This window comes from Paenibacillus marchantiophytorum (genome assembly GCF_014640555.1).
Classification (GTDB): Bacteria; Bacillota; Bacilli; order Paenibacillales; family NBRC-103111; genus Paenibacillus_E; species Paenibacillus_E marchantiophytorum.
Map to the genome: position 1 here is coordinate 129,086 of NZ_BMHE01000001.1, position 17,848 is coordinate 146,933.

At 46.4% G+C, this 17,848-nt stretch carries 18 protein-coding genes and 1 other annotated feature; of the genes, 2 read left to right on the forward strand and 16 right to left on the reverse strand.

The features are described 5' to 3' along the window. The first annotated feature begins 16 nt into the window (after nt 1-16). On the forward strand, nt 17-1,138 hold the full coding sequence (locus IEY34_RS00640; protein ID WP_189006160.1) for an N-acetyldiaminopimelate deacetylase: 1,122 nt from the start codon (nt 17-19) through the stop codon (nt 1,136-1,138). Between the two features lie 232 nt (nt 1,139-1,370). Here the strand turns inward: IEY34_RS00640 and IEY34_RS00645 are convergent, their stop codons facing one another. The 3 genes from IEY34_RS00645 to lspA are packed head-to-tail and all read right to left on the reverse strand — an operon-like array spanning nt 1,371 to nt 4,004. Next, nucleotides 1,371-2,528, reverse strand: a complete 1,158-nt coding sequence (locus tag IEY34_RS00645; protein ID WP_189006163.1) for an aminotransferase A — start codon at nt 2,526-2,528, stop codon at nt 1,371-1,373. A 32-nt stretch (nt 2,529-2,560) separates the two neighbouring features. After that, entirely contained in the window at nt 2,561-3,511 is a 951-nt protein-coding gene (locus IEY34_RS00650; protein ID WP_189006167.1) for an RluA family pseudouridine synthase, read from the reverse strand. After that, a complete protein-coding gene (gene lspA, locus IEY34_RS00655) occupies nt 3,486-4,004 on the reverse strand; it encodes a signal peptidase II (protein WP_189006170.1) in 519 nt (172 codons plus the stop codon). The genes IEY34_RS00650 and lspA overlap by 26 nt, the downstream gene beginning before the upstream one ends. A gap of 129 nt (nt 4,005-4,133) precedes the next feature. Between lspA and IEY34_RS00660 the strand changes: the two genes are divergently transcribed. Further along, a complete protein-coding gene (locus IEY34_RS00660; protein WP_189006173.1) occupies nt 4,134-4,877 on the forward strand; it encodes a TraR/DksA C4-type zinc finger protein in 744 nt (247 codons plus the stop codon). Nucleotides 4,878-4,933: 56 nt separating this feature from the next. Here the strand turns inward: IEY34_RS00660 and ileS are convergent, their stop codons facing one another. From ileS to ftsA, 13 genes are all read right to left on the reverse strand, one after another. Continuing rightward, entirely contained in the window at nt 4,934-7,702 is a 2,769-nt protein-coding gene (gene ileS, locus IEY34_RS00665) for an isoleucine--tRNA ligase (protein WP_189006175.1), read from the reverse strand. 67 nt (nt 7,703-7,769) lie between these two features. Continuing rightward, nucleotides 7,770-8,012 (reverse strand) — a binding site (T-box leader). A gap of 73 nt (nt 8,013-8,085) precedes the next feature. Beyond that, nucleotides 8,086-8,562 carry a DivIVA domain-containing protein gene (locus IEY34_RS00670; RefSeq protein ID WP_189006178.1) on the reverse strand — a complete coding sequence of 159 codons (477 nt, stop codon included), beginning with the start codon at nt 8,560-8,562 and terminating at the stop codon, nt 8,086-8,088. Between the two features lie 153 nt (nt 8,563-8,715). Then, nucleotides 8,716-9,498, reverse strand: a complete 783-nt coding sequence (locus IEY34_RS00675) for a YlmH family RNA-binding protein (protein ID WP_373291135.1) — start codon at nt 9,496-9,498, stop codon at nt 8,716-8,718. 2 nt (nt 9,499-9,500) lie between these two features. Beyond that, complete coding sequence (locus IEY34_RS00680) at nt 9,501-9,773, reverse strand: YggT family protein (protein WP_229757398.1); 273 nt, start codon at nt 9,771-9,773, stop codon at nt 9,501-9,503. A gap of 32 nt (nt 9,774-9,805) precedes the next feature. Continuing rightward, a complete protein-coding gene (locus IEY34_RS00685; protein ID WP_189006182.1) occupies nt 9,806-10,228 on the reverse strand; it encodes a cell division protein SepF in 423 nt (140 codons plus the stop codon). A gap of 41 nt (nt 10,229-10,269) precedes the next feature. After that, complete coding sequence (locus IEY34_RS00690; protein ID WP_189006185.1) at nt 10,270-10,956, reverse strand: YggS family pyridoxal phosphate-dependent enzyme; 687 nt, start codon at nt 10,954-10,956, stop codon at nt 10,270-10,272. 43 nt (nt 10,957-10,999) lie between these two features. Further along, nucleotides 11,000-11,845: a peptidoglycan editing factor PgeF gene (gene pgeF / locus IEY34_RS00695; protein ID WP_189006188.1), complete on the reverse strand. Its 846-nt coding sequence runs from the start codon at nt 11,843-11,845 to the stop codon at nt 11,000-11,002. Nucleotides 11,846-11,957: 112 nt separating this feature from the next. Further along, a complete protein-coding gene (locus tag IEY34_RS00700) occupies nt 11,958-12,257 on the reverse strand; it encodes a YlmC/YmxH family sporulation protein (RefSeq protein ID WP_189006191.1) in 300 nt (99 codons plus the stop codon). A 137-nt stretch (nt 12,258-12,394) separates the two neighbouring features. Next, nucleotides 12,395-13,177, reverse strand: a complete 783-nt coding sequence (sigG, locus tag IEY34_RS00705; protein ID WP_189006194.1) for an RNA polymerase sporulation sigma factor SigG — start codon at nt 13,175-13,177, stop codon at nt 12,395-12,397. 216 nt (nt 13,178-13,393) lie between these two features. After that, nucleotides 13,394-14,116, reverse strand: a complete 723-nt coding sequence (sigE, locus tag IEY34_RS00710) for an RNA polymerase sporulation sigma factor SigE (protein WP_189006197.1) — start codon at nt 14,114-14,116, stop codon at nt 13,394-13,396. Between the two features lie 131 nt (nt 14,117-14,247). Continuing rightward, entirely contained in the window at nt 14,248-15,171 is a 924-nt protein-coding gene (gene spoIIGA, locus IEY34_RS00715; protein ID WP_189006200.1) for a sigma-E processing peptidase SpoIIGA, read from the reverse strand. A 233-nt stretch (nt 15,172-15,404) separates the two neighbouring features. Beyond that, nucleotides 15,405-16,529: a cell division protein FtsZ gene (ftsZ, locus tag IEY34_RS00720; RefSeq protein WP_189006203.1), complete on the reverse strand. Its 1,125-nt coding sequence runs from the start codon at nt 16,527-16,529 to the stop codon at nt 15,405-15,407. A 30-nt stretch (nt 16,530-16,559) separates the two neighbouring features. Then, nucleotides 16,560-17,807, reverse strand: a complete 1,248-nt coding sequence (gene ftsA / locus IEY34_RS00725; RefSeq protein ID WP_189006206.1) for a cell division protein FtsA — start codon at nt 17,805-17,807, stop codon at nt 16,560-16,562. Nucleotides 17,808-17,848 lie beyond the last annotated feature (41 nt).

Genomic DNA, 17,848 nt, shown 5'->3' on the forward strand with positions numbered 1-17,848 from the left:
TCTGGAGGGATTCGCCATGCTTAGCCCTTTCATCGAACTGCGCCGCCAGCTTCACCAAATTCCGGAGCCTGGCTTCCAGGAGTTCAAGACGCAGCAATTGCTGCTGGACGAGCTTGCCAAGCTGCCTCAAGAGCGCTTGACCATTCGGACTTGGCGGACAGGCATTCTAGTGTATATCAAGGGAACGAAGCCTACGAAGCGCTTTGGCTATCGCGCGGATATGGATGGACTGCCCATTAAGGAAGAGACTTCTCTTCCTTTTCCTTCTCAGCATCCTGGCTTTATGCACGCATGCGGTCATGATTTTCACATGTCGATTGGCATGGGGGTTGTCACCCATTTCGTGCAGCAGCCTATGCGAGATGATCTAGTTGTGCTGTTTCAACCTGCGGAAGAAGGTCCTGGAGGCGCTCTGCCTATGCTCGCAGCGGAGGAACTGCAGGTTTGGAAGCCTGATCAGATGATAGCCCTTCATATCGCGCCAGAATACCCCGTGGGCACCATTGCGACACGGCCGGAAATTTTGTTCGCGAATACGTCGGAGCTGTTCATTGATTTGTTAGGCAAAGGCGGACATGCTGCCTATCCGCACCAAGCCAATGATATGATTGTGGCTGCCACCCAAATGGTCGGACAACTGCACACGATCGTTTCCCGCAATGTGAATCCGCTCGATTCAGCCGTCATTACGATTGGCAAAATGGAAGCGGGAACGAAGCAGAATATCATCGCCGAAAAAGCTCGTCTCGAAGGTACGATTCGTACCCTATCCGCGGATTCGATGAACAAGATCAAAAAACGGATCGAAGCCGTAGCTGCAGGTGTTGAGAGTTCATTCGAGTGCCGTGTTTCGATCGATTACGGTTCCAACTATCGCCAAGTGTTCAATGATCCGCCACTGACAGTGGAATTCATGGATTGGCTGCGCGAACGTGACAATGTGACGCTCGTGGAATGCACGGAAGCGATGACCGGCGAAGATTTCGGCTATTTCCTCGAGCAAATTCCCGGCTTCATGTTCTGGTTAGGTGTTGATACCCCACATGGGCTGCATCACGCCAAGCTTGAGCCGGATGAACGCGCGATTGATGTGGCGATAACGACTATAACCGCTTATCTGACCTATAAATCCAGCTAAAAAGAACCTAGCCTCTGGGCTAGGTTCTTTCTTGTCGTGCTAGGGAGGAATAAGCATTCCATCTGCATGTCCTAAGCGAACGCTCGAGGCACAATGATTCACTCCAAAAAAACCTCCAACCCACGTAATAAAGTATACCTACAAGAATTTCCAACGGTTTAACCCTGGGGTTTTTCCAATGTCTATTCTAAGGGGTGCACTTCGTAATGTGGAATTGGAGGTTTTATCTGTATTATCTTAACTTGCCGATAAATCGTTCCAACCGATTCAGCGATTCTTCAAGCACTTCTTGGGAATAAGCGTAAGATATCCGAATAAAGCCTTCTCCGAAGGAGGTAAACGCGTCTCCCGGCACGACAGCCACATGCTCTTCCTGCAGCAGCTTCATCGTAAAATCCATGGAACTGAGTCCAAACTTTGCGATGGAAGGGAATAAGTAAAAAGCTCCATCCGGCTTTTCTAATTCAATGCCCATGGCTACCAGTCGATCATAGACATAATCTCTACGTGCTTCATAAGCGCTGCGCATCGGGAGTGCATCGTCCACGCCAACGGTCAAGGCTTCCAGTGCCGCATACTGGCTCACGGAGCTAGCGCAGGTCACATTATACTGGTGAACCTTCGTCATATGCTCTGTGAGGTAGGCAGGCGCTAAGGTGAAGCCAATGCGCCAGCCTGTCATCGCATGTGATTTGGACAATCCATTGATCACAATTGTTTTCTCGCGCAGCTTGCCAAGTGTTGCAATGGAATAGTGCTGCTGCCCATAAACAAGCTCACTATAAATTTCATCCGATAAAATGAATAGCTCACGGTCTGCCAAAAGCTGCGCCAGATCTGCCAACTCTTTCTCTGATAGCACTTGCCCCGTCGGATTGGACGGGTAACAAAGAATGACACAACGCGTTTTGTCCGTTAAATAGGGTTCCAACAAATCGGCTGTTAATTTCAAACCGTTCTCGCGGGTATCCACATAGACCGGAACTCCGCCAGCCAAGCGAATTAATGGTTCATAGCCTGGATAGATCGGAGCAGGAATAATGACTTCTGCACCCGGCGTCAGAATAGTCCTAAGCGTAATGTCCACCGCTTGACTTGCACCAGCAGTGACAATAATTTCATCAGCAGGACGATACGTTTGTCCATATTTCACATGAACGAAATTGGCCACAGCCTCTCGCAATTCCAGAAGGCCGGGATTCTGTGTGTAAACCGTTTTATTTTGATCCAAAGCCCGTTGACCCGCTTCAATGATGTGCCGCGGCGTCGGAAAATCCGGCTGTCCGATCGTTAAGGTCAAGGCACCCGGTATCGTGCTGACCAGATTAGAAATTTTGCGAATACCCGAAATTTGAATCTCTCTTACCAAAGGATTGATTAAATGCTCCATATGATTTCACGCCTCTCCCGCTCAACTAACCGCTAGGTTGTTCGTATCGTTTGCAGCAGCTCATCCATGTCAGCCGGTATTGGCGCTTCGAATTGCAGCCACTCCCCAGAACGCGGGTGTTTAAAGCCCAGCACAGCGGCATGGAGCGCTTGTCCATTCATTAGCATCCCCTTGCTCTTCCCGTACATAGGATCGCCAACCAGCGGATGTCCGATAAATTTCATATGAACACGAATTTGATGTGTTCTTCCTGTCTCCAACTTCAATTCCACTAAAGTGAAATCACCGAAACGCTCAATAACAACGAAATGCGTGACAGCTGTCTTGCTGTTTTTCTCAGTCACGGTAAACATTTTACGATCATGCGAATCACGGCCGATCGGAGCGTCGATCGTTCCTTGATCATGCTGCAAATGCCCGTGCACCAAAGCGATATATTTGCGATTCACGGTATGCGCCTTTAACTGCTCAGCCAGACTGGCGTGCGCTTTGTCATTTTTGGCGGACATGATGAGACCGGATGTATCTTTATCGATCCGATGGACGATACCAGGACGCAGTTCTCCGTTAATACCGGATAAATCCTTGCAATGATACATCAGAGCATTAACAAGCGTACCTGAGTAGTGCCCAGGTGCCGGATGCACAACCAGTCCACGCTGCTTATTGATCACAATAAGATCAGCATCTTCATAGACAACATTCAGCGGAATGTCTTCTGCCGCCAGCTCAACACCTTGAGGTTCCGGAACTTGAAGCGAAATAACATCCTGCTCAGAAAGCTTATAATTGGGTTTAATCGCTTTGCCGTTGACTTTAACGTGCCCGTCTTTAACCCATTGCTGGATCAAAGTGCGGGACACTTCTTCTTCCCAAGCTTCTGTAATAAATTTATCAATACGTTCTTTGGCATACTCTTTTTCAACTGTCCATTCAACGATCTCATTCATTGCAGCCTCAGACGAGGTCTGATTTGTGTTCATGTGTTGCTCCTTTTTTTTCTTTTCTCCAAGCTAGGATTGATTCTAAGAAAATGAGGATAACCCCAATCACGATGGCTGAATCAGCTAAATTGAAAATCGGATAAATATAATAGATGGCTTTGCCAAACAAGCTAAAATCAAATGTAAACTGAAGGAAGTCCACAACCTCACCGAACAAAGCGCGGTCGATGAAATTGCCAAGCGCTCCACCCAGCAATAGACCAAGCGCAGTTGATAACAGAACCTTGCCTTCACGAATCGTTTTGCGAATGTACCAGATGATGCCGATGACGACAATCGTCGTAATGACAATGAAAAACCATCTTTGATCTTGCAAAATGCCGAATGCCGCTCCGCGGTTGCGATGCGATGTAATGATGAAGAAGTCACCTATGACGGAACGTTCCTCGCCCAGCGGAATTCGTTTGGTAATAAACCATTTGGACACTTGATCCAAGATAAATACAATTAGCGCATAAAAATAATATTTCACATTCTTTTCCTCCTAATATTCATCAAACCAGAACAGTTCCTTATTTACAAGGAATTACCTCACTAAAAATAGCGCTCAATCGGCATTATAACGGTATGGATCAGCTGTTAGAAGGGAGCTGTACGACCTATGAGCCATTTAACCGAAGAGCAACTTAAACAATTATATTTGCAATTATTGGAGGAAAAGCTTGGTCTCGAGAAACATTTCGCCACAAATGATCATTATGGCTTAGCCCATTCGTTCTCAGACAGTACAGGCGAGCTTTCCATGTATGACAATCATCCGGGTGATATTGCTTCCGAAATCTACGAACGCGAGAAAGATATCTCGCTGAATGAACATGCCGAAATGCATTTGGAACAAGTGAATGAAGCTTTGGCTCGCATGGAAAGCGGTGAATACGGGATTTGTGTATTTAGCAAACAACAGATCCCCTTCGAACGTCTTGAAGCCATTCCGACGACACTTTACAGCTTGGAACATGTGCCTGATCCTGATCAATCTTTCAGAAGACCCGTTGAGGAACAAGTGCTCTTCCCGCCTTTCGGCCGAACTAGCTTCGATGAACGCAACGATGAAACTGAATTTGATGGCGAAGACGCTTGGCAAATTGTTGAAAGCTGGGGGACTTCCAATACCCCTGCCTTCGCTGAAAATCCCAACGTGGAAGACTACAATGAAATGTACATCGAAGCTGACGAACACGAAGGATATGTTGAATCGTTCGAAAGTTTCGTAGCCACAGATTTATACGGTGAACATGTAACAATCGTGCGAAGCAAAGCATACCGCGATTATATTCATAACGGTGAAGGCGATCCTTTTCTAGAGCCAGAACAACTCACCGACGCGGATGACGAACAGCGATAGAACAAACAGGACAAACGAGCTTCGCCAACTGCGAAAGCTCGTTTGTTCCTTTGCTGTTAGGCGTGGTAATGTTCGCTCACGACGTCATTACATCTTTTACATAAGGACGGATATTCTTTACTTTGCCCAACCTCCGGGGTCACTATCCAGCAGCGTTCGCACTTCTCGCCTTCTGCAACAGCAATCGCGATTGCAACATCCTTCGCTTGGTAAGCCCCCTCAGGCACATCTGTGCCGGCTGGATGAACGACAACTGCCGATACGATGAACAACTGATCCAACTGGCTAAGCTCAGCCAGCAAGCTGGAAGTTGCTTCGTTCGGATATAAGTGTACAGCCGCTCCAAGCGAATTTCCGATCACTTTCTCTTTGCGCGCTTCTTCTAAAGCTTTCAACACTTCATCGCGGATACTTAAGAAACTGTTCCATTTAGTCTCCAAGTGCTCATTGAATAAACTAGTATCCACTTCAGGCAGCTCCGCAAGCTGCACGCTGCTTAGCTCAACACCCGGGATATACTTCCATACTTCATCTGCCGTATGCGGAAGAATCGGTGAAATCAGCTTGGTGATCCCGATCAAAGCGGCGTACAACACGGATTGGGATGCTTTACGCGCAGGATCATGCGCTTCATTCGCATACAAGCGATCTTTGATGATATCTAAGTAGAACGAGCTCATCTCAACCGCACAGAAGTGATGAATCGTTTGATAAACGACATGGAATTCATACGCTTCATAAGCCTTTACGACTTTCTCAATCATGCGGTTCAAACGAATCAATGCATACCGATCCAGCTCAGATAAATTCTCTGGCGCCACACGATCTGCTGCCGGATCGAACTGACTCAAGTTCCCCAACAAGAAACGCAGCGTATTACGGATTTTGCGGTATACTTCCGTCGTTTGATTCAAAATGTTATCCGAAATCCGGTGATCAGATTGATAGTCAACGGAAGATACCCACAGACGCAGGATATCAGCGCCCAGCTTCCCGCAGACGGCATTCGGATCAATCGTATTCCCGATGGACTTGGACATCTTGCGTCCCTCGCCATCAAGGGTGAAACCGTGGCTGAGAATCTCTTTGTAAGGCGATTTCTCTTTGGTCGCAACGCCTGTGATGAGAGATGAGTTGAACCAGCCACGATATTGGTCAGAGCCTTCCAAGTACAAATCTGCAGGCCATTGCAATTCAGGACGCGCTTCCAGAACTGCCATATGACTGGAACCGGAATCGAACCACACATCCATGATGTCCGTTTCCTTGCGGAACTCGCCATGTCCACATTTGGCACAGTGGGTACCCGCGGGAAGCAGGTCCTTCTCCTCCTTGATAAACCAGGCATTCGAGCCCTCTTTCTCGAAAAGCTGAGCAACATGTTCAATCGTTTGCTCATTCACCAGAGGTTCGTTGCAGCTGCGGCAATAGAAGATCGGGATTGGCACTCCCCACGCGCGCTGCCTCGAAATACACCAGTCTCCGCGGTCTGCGATCATATTGTGCAGGCGAACTTCGCCCCACTCTGGCGTCCACTTCACTTGCTTGATTTCATCCAGCATCTCTTGTCTGAATTTATCAATGGATGCAAACCATTGTTCCGTTGCACGATAGATGACCGGCTTCTTGGTGCGCCAATCATGGGCATACTGATGCTGAATATCCGTCGCTTTCAGTAAAAGCCCAGACTCTTGCAGCTTCTCAATAATTTGCTTGCCGCCTTTTTCATAGAAAACACCTTCATAGCCTGGCGCTTCCGCTGTGAAGTGTCCTTGGTCATCAACGGGGCACAGAACGCCGATATTGTAACGCTGGCCAATCGCGAAGTCATCTTCCCCGTGTCCAGGAGCTGTATGAACACAGCCTGTACCGGCTTCAAGTGTGACGTGCTCGCCAACCATAACTAACGATTCTCGATCGTAGAACGGATGCTGGCAAGTTACATATTCCAGTTCGCTGCCCTTCACCGTGGATAAGATTTCATATTCGCTCCAGCCTATTTCTTTGGCAGCTGAGGCCAGCAATCCTTGGGCAAGTACATATTTCTTGCCACCAGTTTGGATAACCGCATACTCAAACTCCGGATGCAGCGAAACTCCCAAATTGGCAGGAAGTGTCCATGCTGTTGTCGTCCAGATGACAATTGCTGCATCTTGCGGCAGCTTGCCTTTGCCGTCTTTGACTGGGAAAGCCACATAAATAGAGGTGGAAGTTTTCTCCTTGTATTCAATCTCCGCTTCAGCGAGCGCACTTTCAGAAGATGGAGACCAATAAACAGGTTTTAACCCTTTATAAATGTAACCCTTCTGTACCATATTGCCAAAAACGCGAATTTGATTCGCTTCATAATCCGGTTGCAGCGTGATGTAGGGACTGTTCCAATCTCCGCGAATCCCTAATCGTTTGAACTGGCTTTTTTGCTTTTCAACAGACTGCAGCGCGTATTCTTTGCAATATTCACGGAATTCAGGAATCGTCATTTTCTTACGGTCGACTTTTCCGCTGTTCGTGATTACTTGCTCAATTGGCAGCCCATGTGTGTCCCAACCTGGCACATAAGGCGCGTCGAAGCCTTGCAGCGTTTTAAACCGCACGATAACATCCTTCAGAACTTTGTTAAGCGCATGTCCGATATGAATGTCACCATTGGCGTACGGAGGCCCATCATGCAAAATAAATTTAGTTCTGCCCTTGCGGCTTTCCTGCACTTTGGCATAAATATCTTCAGCTTCCCACTGCTCCTGCATTTTCGGTTCCGCCTGAGGCAGGTTGCCCCGCATGGGAAACTCGGTTTGTAATAGATTTAACGTTTTGCCATAATCCATGTTGACCTCTCCAATCGTACCCTGATCTTGTTATGCCTAAAACGCAAAAAAAGCCTCCCATCCCCCAAAAAGGGACGAGAAACTCAGCTCGCGGTACCACCCTCGTTATAAAGCTAATGCTCTCGCCTTGCAGGCGCAGAACACAACTTCATCACTCGATCATGTGTAACGGCATGACCCGTTTCTCTCTACTTCATTCAAGAGACGCTCCTGGGGGATATTCGGTACACTGCAGAGATTAGGCTCACACCATAACCCTAATTCGCTGACCCTGCATGCTCGACCTACTCGTTCCAGTCATAGCTTTACTGAGATACATTTAACAGGAGTATACCCAATTCATTGGGCATAGTCAATAAGACGGCCTCCATTACGGGGCATTTCTACTCGTCTTTGGTCTCAAACTGCATGCTTTGCCAGCCTTCTGTATTAAGCAGCTCCAGTTGGGCTTCAAGCAGCGTCCGGAATCGTGTACGGTAGATTGACGCCTGTTTCTTCAGTTCTTCAATCTCTAAGGCTACTTTGCGGGAACGTGTCAAAGATTCATTGATAATCCGGTCCGCGTTCTTCTCCGCTTCCTTCAAGATCAGCTGAGCTTCTTTTTTTGCATTGCTTCTTACTTCATCCGCCGCTTCTTGCGCTACGATGATCGTTTTGCTAAGCGAATCCTCAATATTCGTAAAATGATCCAACCGCTCTTGAAGCGTCACCGTTTGATTCTGTAAGTCCTTATTCTCGCGAATCAACGCTTCGTAATCTTTAATGACTTGATCGAGGAATTCATTGACCTGATCTTCATCATAACCGCGAAACGAGCGGGAAAATTCTTTATTATGTATGTCTAACGGTGTTAATGCCATCAGTGCCCCTCCTTAGCGTTTTGCTTTGCAAAACGGACTTCGCAAGCATAAACGGAGCCCCATCGTAAAAAGCCCGCTTACACCCATCTCTATACTGTTCAGTTCGACAGAAGATAAGCAATTCCTGCAAAGTTCGTGGATAAATGTTCCACTCTAAGCAAACTTGCCGATTTTCACACGAATTCTGCCTTTTTTCGTAATGCCTTCGACTTCCAGCACCTTAAAACGGCCGAATCCTTGCAGGGACACCATATCGCCTTCCTTGAGCGGCTTGCTTGGATCTTCTTCCAGCTTCCAGTTCACACGGCACCTGCCCGCTTGAATAGGGGTTAATACTTTGGCGCGGCTAAGCCGGAAGACATCACTGACAATCCCGTCCATCCGCATGGAAGCGACAGATAAAGAAAGTTCGTCCAGATTCACATTAGCCAGTGCCAGCTTATCTAACGGGAGCAATTCGGTCTGCACGTGGACCTTATGTACTTGGGAGAGGTTCATGTGCAAGTAATCCGCAGCATCTTGGGTAACCAAGCAGTGGCAGCCACCCTCTATAACGTGAATATCGCCAACCTTGTCTCGCTTCATGCCGAGTCCAAGAATGGCGCCCATGTAATCTCCATGTTCCAAAGTTAGAAATTTGCCGTCTCCCGAAGAAACGGACAACACCGTCATCGCCATATCTTCCCCATCCAATATCCGGTAATCGGGAGCTATTAAAGCTCTCTTCCGTTCAGCAGCGCTGTATCCGCCATCCAAACGGCAGTGGACATCAGGATGTCGGTTAACAAGTGAGGTTAGAATTAAAGCCTGTCTGGGATCAAGAAAATCGGTCAGCTTCACAGCATGCTGCTCTGCCGCCCGCTCGATCCAATCCCAGGCTTTATCGACAAAATGATGCTCGTCAGGGTGAAAATGACCATATAGTTCTTTCGGCAAGATTAAAACATCCCTACAATAAAATCTAGCACTGCCGCAATCCCCATAACAACGAATCGCAAAGCGATCAAGGCTACGATCGGGGAAAGATCAATAAATCCGATGCTCGGAATAATTTTGCGAAATGGACTTAAATACGGTTCGACCAATTTGCTAAGCAAACCGCCGATAAAGCTTTCTCTGGCATTCGGGAACCAAGAGAGGATCAAGTAGCCAATAATCATGAAATAATAAATTTCCATCAAAATACTTAAGTAATAGTGAACGTAAGCCACGTACGCATCCACCTCTGTGTTAGGATATGCGCCTATTCCTCACCCATCATCTCGGAGATGTGACCATGAATATCGACTGAGTCTGGTGTACAAAGAAAGATATTCGGTCCAAGTTTGGAGATAGACCCATTCAAAGCATATACCGTTCCGCTCAAGAAATCTACAATTCGTACTGCTTGATCGCCGCGAACACGCTGCAGATTGACAACTACCGCTCTTCTGGAACGAAGATGGTCGGCAATGTCCTGCGTTTCTTCGTATGTTCGAGGCTCGCTAAGCACGACACGCGCATTCTTCTGTGAATGTATGCTGACGACATTTGCCTTATTTTTATTACGCAATTCATACGGATTGGTTTCAGGTTCTTCGGCAGCTTCCACAATCCGTTCGCGTTCTACAATCTCTTCCTCTTCTTGCAGTCCAAGAAAATTCATAAATCGGTTATAAACACCCACGATAAATCCCTCCTGTCTTATTCTTACTTTCACTTACGGTCTTATTCCTCTTTTCCAACCAGAACAGTACCCAATCTTACCCAAGTAGCTCCTTCTTCAATCGCTACTTCAAAATCTCCGGACATCCCCATCGATAAGTCCTTAATCTCATAAGGAAAAAGTTTTCGTTCATTCAATTGGTCGCGTAATTCTCTTAGCCCGCGAAATACAGGACGAGTTGCATCGGCTTCCATCTCATATGGGGCCATTGTCATCAAACCGGTGATATGTATATGGGACAGTTTACTAACTTCTTCAGCTAGCTCAAAAAATTGCTCAGGCGCAACGCCATACTTGGACTCTTCACCAGAGACATTCACTTGCAAGAGACACTTTACTTTCAAGCCAAGGACAGCAGCCTGCTTGTCCAACTCTTTGGCAAGCGACATCCGGTCTAAGGAATGAATATAGGCAAATTTGCCGATAACGTCTTTCACCTTGTTCGTCTGCAGATGCCCAATGAAATGCCAGGTTCCGCGCTCATGCAGCGCTTCCCACTTCGGTTTGACATCCTGCCAACGATTTTCACCAATATGGGATAACCCTTCGTCAAGTACACTCCGAGTTGTTTCCAGAGAAACATATTTCGTTACCGCTATGACATTCACATTTTTCAACTGTCGGTCGGACCGCTTGCATGCTGCGGCAATTCGCGCTTCAACCGCTTCTTTTCGATTTCGTACACTCATAAATACAGACACCTCACTTCAACACATTCCTTGAACAGCACATCTAGGTGAGCCCGATCCAAGCAATCATTCTACCTGTTGCCCCGCCCTCTTTTCGATGAGAAAAGAACTTATCTGTGTTACAACTGGTACATAACTGTGATACTTCGATATAGGACGACAAAATTCCTGCTTGCTGTAACAATATTCGGTTCAATTCTTGCAAATTCAGCATGTACTTCCCATTTTCTTTCGCCACCATGACAGTTGAATGCTCTACCGGCGCAGCTTGAACCTCTTCAAGAACTGCCTTTGCTCGATTAGCTACTGACTGGTCAACCTCATAACAGCATGCCCCAATGGAAGGGCCAATGGCCGTGCGAATGTCTGAAGCACTGCTACCAAAAGTATGTGTCATTAAGTCTATTGTAGCCTTGGAAATGTTTAGCACTGTGCCTTTCCAACCTGCATGAGCCAGGCCGACCACACGCTTAATGGGATCATAGAAAAATAAAGGGACACAATCAGCGAATTGGGCACAGAGCACAATTCCCGTCTCCTTCGTAATGAAACCATCCTTGGCTTGAAGGGCCGCTTCTCTGGATGCTCTGCCACTCCCTCGCTCTTCTAGGCTTACAATCACCACCTCATTGCCATGTACCTGCTCCGCATAAGTAAAGGCTTCAAAGGGCTGCTCCAGCGCCTCTGCAACTAACTCTCGGTTCCTCACCACATGTTCCGGCACATCGTTAACGTGCAGTCCACAATTCAGCGTTGTGAATGGCTCCAAACTCACGCCGCCATGACGGGAAGTAAAACCAACTGTCAACTCATTGAACTGCTCCATCCAGCTTTCTATGATAAATAGGACGGGCCTATTCGATTTCTCCTGTTTCACGAATGGTTCCACAGCACTCTCTCCTTACGTATCCGTTTGCTTTTACTTTAGCACAAAACAAAAAAACACACGATATCTGCTTAGCCATTGCGCTTCGCAACAGCCTTCGCTCGTGTGTTATTCATCAATTGCGAGATTGCCGATTAAGTTCATAGACACCCTCGTTGTCATCCGTTTGACGGTAAGGACGGGCATCTTCGAGCTTCACAAGAACAACATCGGCGCCTATTTTTACGATATGTTTCCACGGAATAATGACATCTGTCCCTGAGCCAAATAGGCCAAAAAATCGGCTCTGATTCGGCACAACAATCGATTCAATCCGGCCTTGACGCAAATCAAGCTCCAAATCACTGATTTGTCCGAGCTTCTTGCCATCTACAATATTAATGACATCCTTCGTCTGAAAATCAGATATTTTCATGAGGCCATTCACCACGAATCTCAATAGATTTTAACTGATTTTGTACTAGTATATGTGCGGAGTGGGCAAAATGTCCTGAAACTCAAAAAAAGACCTTCACGGCTTGTCACAGCCGATCCGGTCTTTATGTAAGTACTTTACGATTTCACATGTTTCTGCATCTGACAAATGGCTGATTTCTCAAGTCGCGATACTTGCGCTTGGGAAATGCCGATCTCATCGGCAACCTCCATTTGCGTCTTCCCTTCGAAGAACCGCATAGAAAGGATCATTTTCTCACGAGCATTCAGTTTCCTCATCGCTTCCCGAAGCGCAATTCCTTCAATCCAGGACATATCTTTATTCCGCTCATCGCTGATCTGATCCATCACATAGATGGGATCTCCCCCATCGTGATAAATAGGTTCGAACAAAGATACCGGATCTTGGATAGCATCCAGTGCGAAGACGACGTCTTCTTTGGGGACATTAAGCGCTTCAGAAATTTCATAAATCGTTGGTTCGCGAGAGTTCTGGTTCGTCAAGCTGTCTCTGACTTGCAAAGCCTTGTAAGCAATATCTCTCAAGGAACGAGAAACGCGAATCGGGTTATTGTCACGTAAGTAGCGGCGTATCTCACCTATAATCATCGGTACAGCATAGGTCGAGAATTTGACGTTTTGGCTTAAATCAAAATTATCAATGGCCTTCATCAAGCCAATACAACCAACTTGGAAGAGATCGTCCACATACTCTCCGCGATTGTTGAACCGCTGGATCACACTTAGAACCAACCTAAGGTTTCCATTGACCAATTTCTCTCTGGCTGCCCGTTCCTGTTTGGTCTGCAAATCAGTGAACAGCTCGCGCATTTCAGCGTTGGTCAGAACTGGCAGTTTGGATGTATCAACACCACATATCTCAACTTTATTTCGGGTCACCGTGATTACCTCCCAAGGAGAAACATTACTGTTAATTATCCCCGTGAGTGACCGAATTATTCCTGCCCGATCGCCTGTCCAAGCACTTGACAAAAGGTCTGCGACTCGCTCCCTCCCGTGACTGCTGAACAATTTCGACATCAGCCGTCAAAAAAATTTTTTCAATCTAAAAAAAAGAAGCCAGATGGCAACACCATCACAGGCTTCCGTCAATCTTTACACCATCTTGTTAAATTCCTTGCGCAAGCGCTTAATAATTCGCTTTTCCAACCTAGATATGTACGATTGAGAAATACCCAGCAAGTCAGCGACGTCCTTCTGCGTCTTCTCCTCCCCGTCTTGCAAACCGAACCGAAGCTCCATGATGATTCGTTCACGCTCACTAAGCTTGTCAAGCGCTTTATGCAGCAACTTGCGATCTACCTGCTCTTCGATGTTACGATAAATCGTATCATTCTCGGTTCCAAGGACATCGGAAAGCAGAAGTTCATTGCCATCCCAATCAATGTTGAGGGGCTCATCAAAGGAAACCTCTGTACGAATTTTGCTGTTTCGACGCAAATACATCAAAATCTCATTCTCAATACATCGGGAAGCATAAGTAGCCAGCTTAATCTTCTTCTCAGGATCAAACGTGTTCACAGCTTTAATTAAGCCGATCGCGCCGATAGAGACCAAGTCCTCGATATTGATTCCAGTATTCTCAAATTTCCTGGCTATATAGACAACCAATCTCAGGTTGCGCTCGATCAGCATGGCGCGAATTGCTGCATCCCCGGACGGTAACTTTTCCAATAAGTATTCTTCTTCTTCTCTCGTAAGTGGCGGCGGCAAAGCTTCACTGCCACCAATGTAATAGATTTCTTCTCCTTTAAGACCCAAAAACATCAGAATGCGATAATACACTAGTTGAAAAAGCATTTTCCACTTCAAGAACATGTTAGTTTCCTCCTAAGAGTTTTGCTATGCAAAACTGACTTCGTAAGCATTTACTGAGTTTTCCGTAGGAAAACTTGCGTCGTAAGCATTTGCTGAGTTTTGCTATGCAAAACTTGCATCGTATGTATGCGCTAAACAGCTGAAATTAAAGCAGGATGAATAATAGCTTGATAGGAGCCGTCATGGCAAAGCTTACCTCCGTCGAGCCCGATAAGCACTTTGAACGCTTCGGTTTGAACTTCATTATGGGTGATCACCACCTTATCGGGTTTAATAGCCAGCATGAATTGGGTATTCCGATTCACCCCACGGTACGGCACGAGTCGCAACCGATCCTGCCATTCAAACGCTTCCTCCCCTAAGCCGCTGATGATCTGATCAACATCTGCTGAACGGATTCGCTTCAGCCACTCTTCGGGAAAGATATCGCCCCATTCCGAGACTTCCATCACCATTACAGGCGTGCGCGTCAAAGGATCATAGAGTTGATTCCCTGTATCAATTAAACCTTTGCACGAGGCCGTATAATCGCCTACATGAATTGTTATCTCTGCCAGAAAGCTTGTCATGACTTCACGCTGCTTGGTACTTTGAAATACGGTTCTAAACCACCATAACAAAGGAATTAGGAGCGCAAGGACAAACAGCATGCTGCCTATGTTCAATTGGAACAAAGCCACACCGGATTGTGTGAATACAATCCCTTTCATAACGTCAGAGGAGGATGCCAGTACATAATGGATGCCGAACATACCGCCAGCCACCGCAAAATTTACTAAAAGGAACGTTCCAAGGTTTCTGAGTAAATTTTGTAAGGACCCAAAGCCAAAAGCTGTCATAATCATACCGATACAGAACATACATTTCACAGAAAATGTAAATAGAAATAGGGGCACAGGAAGGAACATGATCACGACATAGGCGGCTCCCAAAAACGACGAACCTACGATTCTCCACCACTTGAACGGTATTTTCCGCGTTTTAGCCGTTACGATCAGCATGGCCGCATCCATCAGAAAGTTCAGTAGGAAAATGAGATCCGCATAGACGACCACAATTTCCTCACCTCCATGAATGATGCTTATTTAAGCACTTTCCTGACAAAACTTTAAGGTTCTAAATCAGTATAGGGGAATCCAATTTCAAAGTCTGTCTAAACTTGCTAGTAGGCTATTACTTTTTTTGTCAGTTGACGCGGTGTCCAATTCGCTAGAAAAGCCTTGAAACATAAAAAAACCGAAGCCTCTACATGAAGTAGGGCTTCGGTCTCTTTACAACTATAGTGTAACTATTTGTCAGTATTCCGCCCGCGATTGCGAAGAAACGTCGGAATATCTAATTGGTCATTCGAAGGTTGAGCGCCAAATGGCTTCAAGTTATTCAAACGATTATCGGCCGCAGGCGCTTCCGGCGCTTGTCCAGATACAGGACGCTTCACGGATGCATGTATAGGCGGAGCTTTATGCTCGAAGCCTGTGGCAATAACAGTTACAAGAATTTCATCCTTCAGCTTATCGTCGATAACCGCTCCGAAGATCATGTTAACTTCAATATCGGAAGCAGAAGCCACGATGTCAGCTGCTTCATTGACTTCGTACAAGCTGAGGTTTACGCCGCCCGTAATGTTCATAAGTACCCCGCGAGCACCTTCGATAGAAGTTTCCAGCAACGGACTGGAGATCGCTTTCTTGGCTGCTTCCGCCGCACGATTCTCACCAGTAGCTACGCCAATCCCCATAAGGGCTGAACCGCGTTCGGTCATAATCGTTTTGACATCAGCAAAGTCCAAGTTAATAAGACCTGGTACCGCGATCAAGTCTGAAATCCCTTGTACACCTTGACGAAGGACATTATCCGCTTCACGGAAGGCTTCCAGCATAGGTGTCTTCTTATCTACGATTTCCAAAAGACGATCGTTCGGAATGATAATCAAAGTATCTACTTTTTCTTTAAGAGCTGCGATGCCTTGCTCAGCTTGTAAAGAACGTTTGCGTCCTTCGAAAGTGAAGGGACGTGTTACAACACCAACTGTTAAAGCGCCTACTTCCTTGGCGATTTCTGCAATCACCGGTGCAGCGCCAGTTCCTGTACCGCCACCCATACCAGCTGTGACGAATACCATATCGGCTCCACGAAGCGTATTCAGAATTGTCTCCCTTGACTCTTCTGCCGCTTTTTTACCCACTTCAGGATTAGCACCTGCGCCAAGACCACGCGTAAGTTTATCCCCAATTTGCAATTTATGCACGGATTTCGCCAAGTGCAAGGCTTGAGCGTCGGTATTAACCGTAATAAACTCAACGCCTTTTACACCGTTCTCGATCATCCGGTTGACTGCATTGCTTCCGCCGCCACCTACACCGATGACTTTGATTTGAGCCAACTGATCTACATCCATATCAAATTCAAACATATGAGTCATATCCCCCTAACTTTGCGTTCACTATATAAATTCACTAAAAAAATTTTTTACCCGTTCTAGAAGACCTGGTTTATTGCTATCGGAGGATTTTTTGGTTGTAGATTTTGTAGCTACTTTCTTTGAGAAGCCTGAATTACGATTTTTCATATATTTGGAGACGAATTGAATGATGCCTACTCCACTTGTATAAGAAGGGTCGCGCACCCCGATGAAATCCGGAACAGCAATCCGCACGGATGTTGCCAATTCAGCTTGAGCGATGGCAAGAATGCCAGGCATACATACGGTTCCACCCGTTAGGACGTACCCGCCGGCTAAATCGCCATAACCCAAACGATGCACTTCAGCACGGATCATCTGAAAGATTTCTTCAACGCGGGGTTCAATGATATTCGCAAGATCGACTTGCGAAAACTCTTTTTCCACATTGCTGCCCATTCTAGTAACTTTAAACACTTGATCGGCGGCTGAATCATCAACCGATGCACATCCGTATTTCAGCTTTATTTTCTCTGCGATTTCAAGCTGTGTCCGAAGCCCAATCGATATATCATTACTGATGTATTCGCCACCAATTTGAATTGTCGAAGTTGCCAGTAAATTCCCTTGTTCAAAAACAGCAATGGTAGCTGCTCCTGCTCCAACATCGACCAAAACGGTTCCAACAGCTTTCTCATCTTTGGATAAGGCAAGCTGCCCGGAAGCAAGCGACATCAGGATAAGTCCGGCAACCTTCAATTCAGATTTTTCCACAACGCGGAGTAAATTATGTATCCCCGTCTTAGCGCCAGTGATGATGGTCGCTTCCACTTCTAAGCGAACGCCGATCATGCCGCGAGGATCATTAATTCCTTCTTGTCCATCAACGAGATATTGTTTCGGTACGACTCCAATAATTTCACGCTCCGGAGGTAATGCAATGACTCTGGCCGCCTGAATCACACGATCGATATCCTCTTCACCGATTTCTCGGTCTTCATTGGAGACAGCTACTACGCCATGACTGGATTGAAGAGCGATATGATTCCCTGAAATTCCCACATAAACTTCGGATATTTGAACTCCGACCATGCGTTCCGCATGATCAACAGCGCTGCGAATCGAATTCACTGTTTGATCAATGTCAACGATTGCCCCCTTACGAATACCCTCTGACTCGGCAGATCCCACTCCTATTATATTAATGGTTCCGTTGACAACTTCCCCAATAATAGCACGAACCTTGGATGTACCGATGTCTAAACTAACAATGATGTCATTGTTGCTCAAGCCCTGGCACCTCCTGTAACTTGGGTATTAACGTGAATTCT

Coding starts and splice junctions, on each gene's coding strand:
- ftsZ (WP_189006203.1), bottom strand. CDS start 16,529: ATGTTTGAATTTGATATGGATGTAGATCAGTTGGCTCAAATCAAAGTC.
- IEY34_RS00700 (WP_189006191.1), bottom strand. CDS start 12,257: ATGAAAATATCTGATTTTCAGACGAAGGATGTCATTAATATTGTAGAT.
- IEY34_RS00690 (WP_189006185.1), bottom strand. CDS start 10,956: ATGAGTGTACGAAATCGAAAAGAAGCGGTTGAAGCGCGAATTGCCGCA.
- ileS (WP_189006175.1), bottom strand. CDS start 7,702: ATGGATTATGGCAAAACGTTAAATCTATTACAAACCGAGTTTCCCATG.
- IEY34_RS00660 (WP_189006173.1), top strand. CDS start 4,134: ATGAGCCATTTAACCGAAGAGCAACTTAAACAATTATATTTGCAATTA.
- sigE (WP_189006197.1), bottom strand. CDS start 14,116: ATGTTCTTGAAGTGGAAAATGCTTTTTCAACTAGTGTATTATCGCATT.
- IEY34_RS00645 (WP_189006163.1), bottom strand. CDS start 2,528: ATGGAGCATTTAATCAATCCTTTGGTAAGAGAGATTCAAATTTCGGGT.
- IEY34_RS00670 (WP_189006178.1), bottom strand. CDS start 8,562: ATGGCATTAACACCGTTAGACATACATAATAAAGAATTTTCCCGCTCG.
- IEY34_RS00640 (WP_189006160.1), top strand. CDS start 17: ATGCTTAGCCCTTTCATCGAACTGCGCCGCCAGCTTCACCAAATTCCG.
- IEY34_RS00650 (WP_189006167.1), bottom strand. CDS start 3,511: ATGAACACAAATCAGACCTCGTCTGAGGCTGCAATGAATGAGATCGTT.